General features: G+C 61.6%; 9 protein-coding genes. All 9 read left to right on the top strand.

What is annotated here, in order from left to right; all coding sequences use genetic code 11:
• Window positions 1–968, top strand: a 968-nt coding sequence (locus tag ACLTXB_RS10355) for a FecCD family ABC transporter permease (RefSeq protein ID WP_428226935.1), incomplete at its 5' end; no start/stop codon positions are given.
• A complete protein-coding gene (locus tag ACLTXB_RS10350; RefSeq protein WP_428226934.1) occupies window positions 968–1,729 on the top strand; it encodes an ABC transporter ATP-binding protein in 762 nt (253 codons plus the stop codon). The genes ACLTXB_RS10355 and ACLTXB_RS10350, both read left to right, overlap by 1 nt.
• A 73-nt stretch (window positions 1,730–1,802) precedes the next feature.
• Window positions 1,803–2,786 (top strand): dTDP-glucose 4,6-dehydratase, encoded by a 984-nt coding sequence (rfbB, locus tag ACLTXB_RS10345; protein WP_428226933.1) that lies wholly within the window; start codon window positions 1,803–1,805, stop codon window positions 2,784–2,786.
• A 404-nt stretch (window positions 2,787–3,190) separates the two neighbouring features.
• Window positions 3,191–4,222 carry an anthranilate phosphoribosyltransferase gene (trpD, locus tag ACLTXB_RS10340; RefSeq protein ID WP_428226932.1) on the top strand — a complete coding sequence of 344 codons (1,032 nt, stop codon included), beginning with the start codon at window positions 3,191–3,193 and terminating at the stop codon, window positions 4,220–4,222.
• Window positions 4,219–5,022: an indole-3-glycerol phosphate synthase TrpC gene (gene trpC, locus ACLTXB_RS10335; protein ID WP_428226931.1), complete on the top strand. Its 804-nt coding sequence runs from the start codon at window positions 4,219–4,221 to the stop codon at window positions 5,020–5,022. Before trpD ends, trpC begins: the two co-directional genes overlap by 4 nt.
• Window positions 5,019–5,627: a phosphoribosylanthranilate isomerase gene (locus ACLTXB_RS10330; RefSeq protein ID WP_428226930.1), complete on the top strand. Its 609-nt coding sequence runs from the start codon at window positions 5,019–5,021 to the stop codon at window positions 5,625–5,627. Before trpC ends, ACLTXB_RS10330 begins: the two co-directional genes overlap by 4 nt.
• Window positions 5,624–6,814, top strand: coding sequence for a tryptophan synthase subunit beta (gene trpB / locus ACLTXB_RS10325; protein ID WP_428226929.1), 1,191 nt, complete (start codon window positions 5,624–5,626; stop codon window positions 6,812–6,814). Before ACLTXB_RS10330 ends, trpB begins: the two co-directional genes overlap by 4 nt.
• The gene (gene trpA / locus ACLTXB_RS10320; protein WP_428226928.1) at window positions 6,807–7,574 is read left to right on the top strand and encodes a tryptophan synthase subunit alpha; all 768 of its coding nucleotides are present in this window, start codon (window positions 6,807–6,809) and stop codon (window positions 7,572–7,574) included. The genes trpB and trpA overlap by 8 nt, the downstream gene beginning before the upstream one ends.
• A 105-nt stretch (window positions 7,575–7,679) precedes the next feature.
• A partial coding sequence (locus tag ACLTXB_RS10315; protein WP_428226927.1) for an SDR family NAD(P)-dependent oxidoreductase occupies window positions 7,680–7,979 on the top strand: 300 nt, incomplete at its 3' end.

The raw sequence follows: 7,979 nt of genomic DNA, 5'->3' as shown, positions 1-7,979 counted from the left end.
TGGGTTCCATGGCCATCCCCATGGGGGACGTATACCAGGTGATGGCCTACGAGCTCTTTGGCCTGGGAGACGGCAGTCAATGGGGCAGCGGAGGGGTCCACGACGTGGTGTGGCTCATCCGCCTGCCCCGGCTGGTGCTGGCGGCGGCCACGGGCGCTGGCCTGGGTCTGTGCGGCGCGGTGATGCAGGCCATGGTCCAGAACACCATGGCCGACCCCTACATCCTGGGCGTGTCCTCCGGCGCCTACCTGGGGGCCGCCCTGGCATTGACCGCTGGGGCGGGCACCGCTCTGGGCGGCAATGCCATGGGGTTATTTGGCGCGGTGGGGGCCTTTCTGGCCGCTGCGGCGGTACTCCTACTGTCCCGGCTGGGAGGGCGCTCCACGCCAATAAAACTGCTGCTGTCCGGCGTAGCTCTCAGCGCGGTGTGCTCCGCCCTGGGTAACTTCTGTATTGTACTGGAAAACGACGACCACGCCGCTGCCGCCCTGGTGCAGTGGACCATGGGGGGCATGGGGGCAGCCAACTGGCCGGGCAACGCCATCGCCTGTGGCGTGGTGGTATCGGGCGGGCTGTTCTTCTGGAGCCAGTACCGCACCCTGAACCTGATGCTGCTGGGGGACGACTGCGCCGGTACCCTGGGGGTAGAGTTGGCCGGCCGGCGACTCATGTACCTGCTGGTGGTGGCCGCCATGGTGGGAGTACTGGTATACCAGGCGGGGATGGTGGGCTTTGTTGGTCTCATCATTCCCCATGGGGTGCGGCTGCTCTTCGGCAGCGACCACCGCACCCTGCTGCCTCTGGCGGGACTGACTGGGGCTGTCTTTCTGGTGTGGATGGATGTGCTGTGCCGGGTGGTGCTGCCGGGCAACGAAATTCCCATCGGTATCCTCACCGCCCTGGTGGGCGCACCGGTATTTCTGGCTCTGCTGGCCCGGCGGCGGTACGGATTTGGAGGTGAGGTGTGATGGAACTGCTAGCCCAAGACCTGCAAGTTACCCTGGAGGGAAACCACATTCTGAATGGAGTAATCCTGGAGGCCGGGGCAGGGGAGCTGGTGGGGATCATTGGCCCCAACGGCAGCGGCAAAAGCACCCTCCTCAAATGCCTCTACCGTCAACTGGTCCCTCAGGGGGGCGCGGTGTATCTCAATGGCCGGGATTTATCCAGGGAGAGCCGCCGGGAGAGCGCCAAGAAAATTGGAGTCGTAGCCCAGCATAACGACAAGGGATTTGACTTTACCGTTCTTGACATGGTACTTCTGGGCCGTTCTCCCCATAAAAAAGCCCTGGAACGGGACAACCCAGCAGACTACGCCATCGCCCATCAGGCACTGCGGGAGGTGGGGATGGAGGAGCTGGCAAACCGCTCCATGGCCACCCTCTCCGGCGGAGAGCGCCAGCGGGTCATTTTGGCCCGTGCCCTGGCCCAGCAGACTCCATGCCTCATCCTGGACGAGCCCACCAACCACCTGGATGTGCAGTACCAGCTCCAGCTCATGGAGCTTGTAAAGGGAGTAAGCTGTACCGTTGTTGCCGCCCTCCACGACCTGAATTTAGCCGCTATGTACTGCCAGCGGCTCTATCTGCTGGACGAGGGTAGAGTAGTGGCCCAAGGTACCCCGGAGCAGGTACTTACCCCGGAGCGTATAAGCGCGGTGTACGGCGTGCGAGCGGAGGTAGTGTCCGCTTCTGACGGACATCTAAGGGTGTTGTTTTACCCTCGGTGAAGGAAAATTTCTCCTTGCCAGAACCGCCCTGTTGGGGTATGGTTAGGACAGAAAACCACGGGGAGGGACACACATGACGCTGCTGGTTACCGGCGGAGCCGGATTCATCGGGAGCAACTTCATCTTCTATTGGCTCAAACACCACCCGGAGGACCGGGTAGTCTGTCTGGATAAGCTGACCTATGCGGGAAACCTGGCTACCCTGGCCCCGGTGATGGACCATCCCAACTTTCGCTTTGTGCGGGGAGATATCTGCGACCGGACAGCGGTGAAACGACTCTTTGAGGAGGAACAGCCCCAGGCAGTGATCAACTTCGCCGCCGAGAGCCATGTGGACCGCTCCATCCAAGCCCCGGAGGTCTTTTTACAGACCAACGTGCTGGGCACCCAGGTACTGCTGGACGCCTGCTGCGCCCACGGCGGGGTGCGCTTTCATCAGGTGTCTACCGACGAGGTCTACGGCGACCTGCCCCTGGACCGCCCCGACCTGCTCTTTACCGAGGAGAGCCCCTTGCGGCCCAGCAGCCCATACAGCGCCTCCAAGGCAGGGGCCGACCTGCTGACCTTGGCCTACTGCCGCACCTACGGTCTGCCCGTGACGGTGAGCCGCTGCTCCAACAACTACGGTCCCTACCAGTTCCCGGAAAAGCTTATCCCCCGGATGATCGTCCGAGCGCTGGCCGGAAAAACCTTGCCGGTGTATGGCAGGGGAGAGAACGTGCGGGACTGGCTCCACGTGGACGACCACTGCGCCGCCCTGGATGCAATCCTCCAAAGCGGTGCGGCTGGAGAGGTCTACAACATCGGAGGCCACAGCGAACGCACCAACCTGGAGATCGTGTGCCTTATCTGCCACAGGCTGGAGGTACCCCCGGAGCAGGTAGTCCATGTGGCCGACCGTAAGGGCCACGACAAGCGCTACGCCATCGACAGCGGAAAGCTGTCCTCCCAGCTGGGCTGGCAGCCCCAGGTGTCCTTTGACCAGGGGATGGATGAGACCATCAACTGGTATCTGGACCACCGCTATTGGTGGGAGCCACTGGCAGAGGATGTGTGAAAAAAGACATTCCGATAAAAAACTTCTCGCTGTTGACAAACAAATCTTTTTGTGCTAAGATGCAGAAAATTTAATTTACTAAACCGTTGAAGCGGAGATAATGGCAGGATATGCCTTTCCAGAGAGTCCGGGGTGCTGAGAGCCGGGCAAGAAACAGCCTGTCAAATGGACCGCTGAGGGTGCAGGGAAATGTGAGGAACCTCACAGAGTATTCTGCAACGCATGGGCATGCGTCAGTTGCCGGGGATATGTTGGTATCCCGCAAGGGCATAGGGTCATTCCTATGAAGCAAGGTGGCACCGCGGATAAGCTTTTTTATTCGTCCTTGACAGAAGAGATCATTCTGTCAAGGGCGATTTTTTATTCTCCTTTGGCAGACACGGACTGAAGAAAGGAGAAGCACCATGATCAAAGAAGCCATTGTCAAAATCGTCAGCAAAGGGGACCTCACCTATGACGAGGCCTACACCGTGATGAATGAAATTATGAGCGGCCAGACCACTCCCACCCAGAACGCCGCTTTTCTCGCGGCCCTCTCCACCAAGAGCGCCCGGGCGGAGACCATCGACGAGATTGCCGGCTGCGCCGCCGCCATGCGCGCCCACGCCACCAAGGTAGAAACCGGGATGGAACTCTTCGAGATCGTAGGTACCGGGGGCGACAACGCCCACAGCTTCAATATCTCCACCACCTCCGCCTTAGTGGCGGCGGCAGGAGGGGTGAAGGTGGCCAAGCACGGCAACCGGGCCGCCTCCTCCCAGTGCGGCACCGCCGACTGTCTGGAGGCCCTGGGGGTAAACATCCAGCAGAGCCCGGAGAAGTGTGTGGAGCTGCTCCGGGAGGTGGGCATGTGCTTCTTCTTCGCCCAGAAATACCACACCTCCATGAAGTACGTGGGGGCCATCCGCAAGGAGCTGGGCTTCCGCACCGTCTTTAACATTCTTGGCCCTCTCACCAACCCCGGCACTCCGTCCATGCAGCTGCTGGGGGTATATGACGACTATCTGGTGCAGCCTCTAGCCCAGGTGCTCATCAGCCTGGGCGTGCGCCGAGGCATGGTGGTTTACGGGCAGGATAAGCTAGACGAAATTTCCCTCAGTGCCCCCACCACTGTGTGCGAAATCAAAGACGGGTGGTTTAAGAGCCGGGTCATCACCCCGGAGGAGTTTGGCTTTGCCCGTTGTGCCCGGGAGGACCTGAAAGGCGGCACCCCGGCGGAGAACGCCGCCATCACCCGGGCAGTTCTCAGCGGCGAGCAGGGCCACAAGCGAAACGCTGTTCTCCTCAACGCCGGAGCGGCCCTGTACATTGCCGGAAAGGCGGATACCATGGCAGATGGCGTGGCCTTGGCCGGGGAACTGATCGACTCGGGCGCGGCCACCCGCACCCTGGAGAAGCTCATTGTAGTGAGCAACCGGGAGGTGGGGGCGGCATGACCATCCTGGAACAGCTGGCCGACCATGCCCGGGTGCGGGTGGCGGCGGCCAAGGAGAAGGCGGGACTGGACACCCTCCAGGCCCAGTGCCGGTCGCTGGAGCGGACCCTGGGCCATGGACAGGGGAGAGAGCGCTTCCAGAAGGCCCTGAGTAAGCCGGGGCTGTCCTTCCTGTGCGAGCTGAAAAAGGCGTCTCCCTCCAAGGGACTCATCGACCCGGAGTTTCCCTATCTGGACATTGCCAAAGAGTATGAGGCTGCCGGAGCGGATGCCATCTCTTGTCTCACCGAGCCCAGGTGGTTTCTGGGCTCCAACGACATCTTCCGGCGGGTGCGGCAGACCGTGTCTTTGCCCATGCTGCGCAAGGACTTTACCGTGGACCCCTACCAGATCTATGAGGCGCGCCTCATGGGGGCCGACTGCGTGCTTTTGATCTGCGCTCTGCTGGAAACCCAGACCTTGAAGGAATACCTGAAGCTGTGCGAGGCGCTGGGGCTGGCCGCCCTGGTGGAGACCCACGACGAGACGGAGGTCCGCTCCGCCCTGGCGGCGGGAGCCACCATTTTGGGGGTCAACAACCGCAACCTCAAGGACTTCTCCGTAGACTTCCAGAACGCCAAGCGGCTGCGGGACCTCATCCCGCCGAACGTACTCTACGTGGCCGAGTCGGGGGTGACCGGCCCCCAGGACGTGGCCGAGCTGAAGGCGGTGGGGGCCGACGCGGTGCTCATCGGGGAGGCCCTGATGCGCGCTCCCAATAAGCGCTCCATGCTGGAGCAGCTGCGGGAGGCGGCCCGATGACGAAATTCAAGCTGTGCGGCCTCACCCGGCCAGAGGACCTCACCGCCGCCAACGTCCTGGAGCCGGACTTTGTGGGCTTTGTCTTCGCTCCCAAAAGCCGGCGATATGTCACCGGGGAGCAAGCCGGGACGCTTCGCAAACAGCTCTCGCCCACCATTCAGGCGGTGGGGGTGTTTGTGGACGAGGAACCAGAGCGGGTGGCTGCCCTGCTGGAGGCAGGGATCATCGACCTGGCCCAGCTCCACGGCAGGGAGGACGAGGGTTATCTGGAACGGCTGCGAACTCTCACCGGGAAACCCATCATCCAGGCGTTTCAGGTGAAAACCCCAAAGGACCTGGAGCGGGCGGAGAACAGCTCGGCGGACTGCATTCTGCTGGACTCGGGCGCGGGAACAGGGAGCACCTTTGACTGGTCTCTCTTGAAACACCTCCGCCGTCCCTACTTGTTGGCAGGGGGACTGGGGCCGGACAACGTGGCCCAGGCCATTCAGGTTCTCCACCCCTGGGGGGTGGATGTGAGCTCCGGCATTGAGACCGGGGGCGTGAAAGATTTTCATAAAATGGCGGCCTTTGCGGCGGCCGTACGAAAGGAAGAAGAGATATGACAAATCCCAAGGGCCGCTTCGGAATCCACGGAGGACAGTACATCCCCGAGACCCTGATGAATGCGGTTATCGAACTGGAAGAGGCCTACGAGCACTATAAAAACGACCCGGAGTTTAACCGGGAACTGACGGAGCTGCTCAACGAGTATGCCGGGCGGCCCTCCCGGCTGTACTATGCGAAAAAAATGACCCAGGACCTGGGCGGCGCGAAAATCTACCTCAAGCGGGAGGACCTCAATCACACCGGAGCCCATAAGATCAACAACGTCCTGGGTCAGGCCCTTCTGGCCAAGAAGATGGGCAAGACCCGTCTCATTGCGGAAACCGGCGCGGGGCAGCACGGGGTGGCCACCGCCACCGCCGCCGCCCTCATGGGCATGGAGTGCGTGGTGTTTATGGGGGAGGAGGACACCGTCCGCCAGGCCCTGAACGTATACCGTATGCGCCTGCTGGGGGCCACGGTAGTGCCCGTTACCTCTGGCACCGCCACCTTGAAGAACGCCGTGTCCGAGGCCATGCGGGAGTGGACCTCCCGCATCGCCGACACCCACTACTGTTTGGGCTCCGTGATGGGTCCTCACCCGTTCCCCACCATCGTGCGGGACTTCCAGGCCGTCATTTCCAAGGAAATCAAAGAGCAGATGCTGGCCAAGGAGGGCCGCCTGCCTGACGCCGTGGTGGCCTGTGTGGGGGGTGGCTCCAACGCCATCGGCAGTTTCTATCACTTTATTGACGACAAGCAGGTGCGGCTCATTGGCTGTGAGGCAGCTGGCCGGGGAATTGACACCTTTGAGACGGCGGCGACCGTCAACACCGGCCGCTTAGGCATCTTCCACGGTATGAAGTCCTACTTCTGCCAGGATGAGTACGGCCAGATTGCCCCCGTCTACTCCATCTCCGCCGGGCTGGACTACCCCGGTGTGGGACCGGAACATGCCTGGCTCCACGACATCGGCCGGGCGGAGTACGTCCCCATCACCGACGACGAGGCAGTGGACGCCTTCGAGTACCTGGCCCGAACTGAGGGCATCATCCCGGCCATCGAGTCAGCCCACGCGGTGGCCTACGCCAGGAAGATGGCCCCCACCATGTCCAAAGACCAGATTCTGGTCATCACCATCTCGGGCCGGGGGGACAAGGACTGCGCCGCCATTGCCCGTTACAGAGGGGAGAATATCCATGAATAAGATCAAAACCGCCTTTGACCACGGCAAGGCATTTATTGCCTTTCTCACCTGCGGCGACCCCGACCTAGAGACCACCGCCGCTGCCGTCCGTGACGCTGCGGCCAACGGGGCCGACCTCATCGAGCTGGGTATCCCATTCTCCGACCCCACCGCCGAGGGCCCCGTCATTCAGGGAGCCAACCTGCGCGCCCTGAAAGGGGGTGTCACCACGGACAAGATTTTTGCTCTGGTGGAGGAGCTTCGAAAGGACGTGACCATCCCTCTGGTGTTCATGACCTATGCCAACGTGGTCTTCTCCTACGGCACCGACCGCTTCCTGGCCCGGGCAGCAGAAGTTGGGGTGGACGGCATCATCCTGCCCGACGTCCCCTACGAGGAGAAGGAGGAGTTTGCCGCACCCTGCCGCGCCCACGGCCTGGACTTTATTTCCCTCATCGCCCCCACGTCGGAGCACCGCATTGCCGCCATTGCCAGGGAGGCGGAGGGCTTTCTCTATCTGGTGTCCAGCCTGGGAGTCACCGGCACCCGCAGCGAGATCACCACCGACCTGAGTTCCATCGTGAACGCAGTGCGGGAGAACACCCAGATCCCCTGTGCCATCGGCTTTGGCATCTCCACCCCGGAGCAGGCCGGGCAGATGGCCCAGCTGGCCGACGGAGTAATTGTGGGCTCGGCCATTGTCAAACTATTGGAGCAATACGGTACCCAAGCTCCTCAGCACATCGCCGCCTATGTAAAATCCATGAAAGAGGCCATGTAAAGAATCGGGCTATCCCGTTGCGCCCTAACATATTGGATGGTAAAATAAAGAAGACAGATGGGTTTATTGTTCCGTCTGATCTATCACGGAAAGAAGGTTGATTGTATGGACCGTTTGAAGGATAAGGTAGTCATTTTGTCGGGCGGCAACTCCGGCATCGTCGCCTGCGCAGCCAAGCTGTTTGCCGCTGAAGGGGCCAAGGTAGTGATCTCTGCCCGGCGTGTGGAGGCGCTGGATGCGGTGGCGGAGGAGATCCGCCAGGCCGGGGGAGAGGTTCTGGCTATTCCCTGCGACATTTCCAAGCCGGAGCAGTGCGCCGCCGTGGTGGCCAAGACGGTGGAGACCTTCGGCACGGTAGACGTGCTGGTGAACAACGCCGGTGTGCTGGACAGCGGTCTGGACGCC

This window comes from Flintibacter sp. (assembly GCF_046973065.1).
This window is presented reverse-complemented; position numbering and strand designations above follow the sequence as displayed.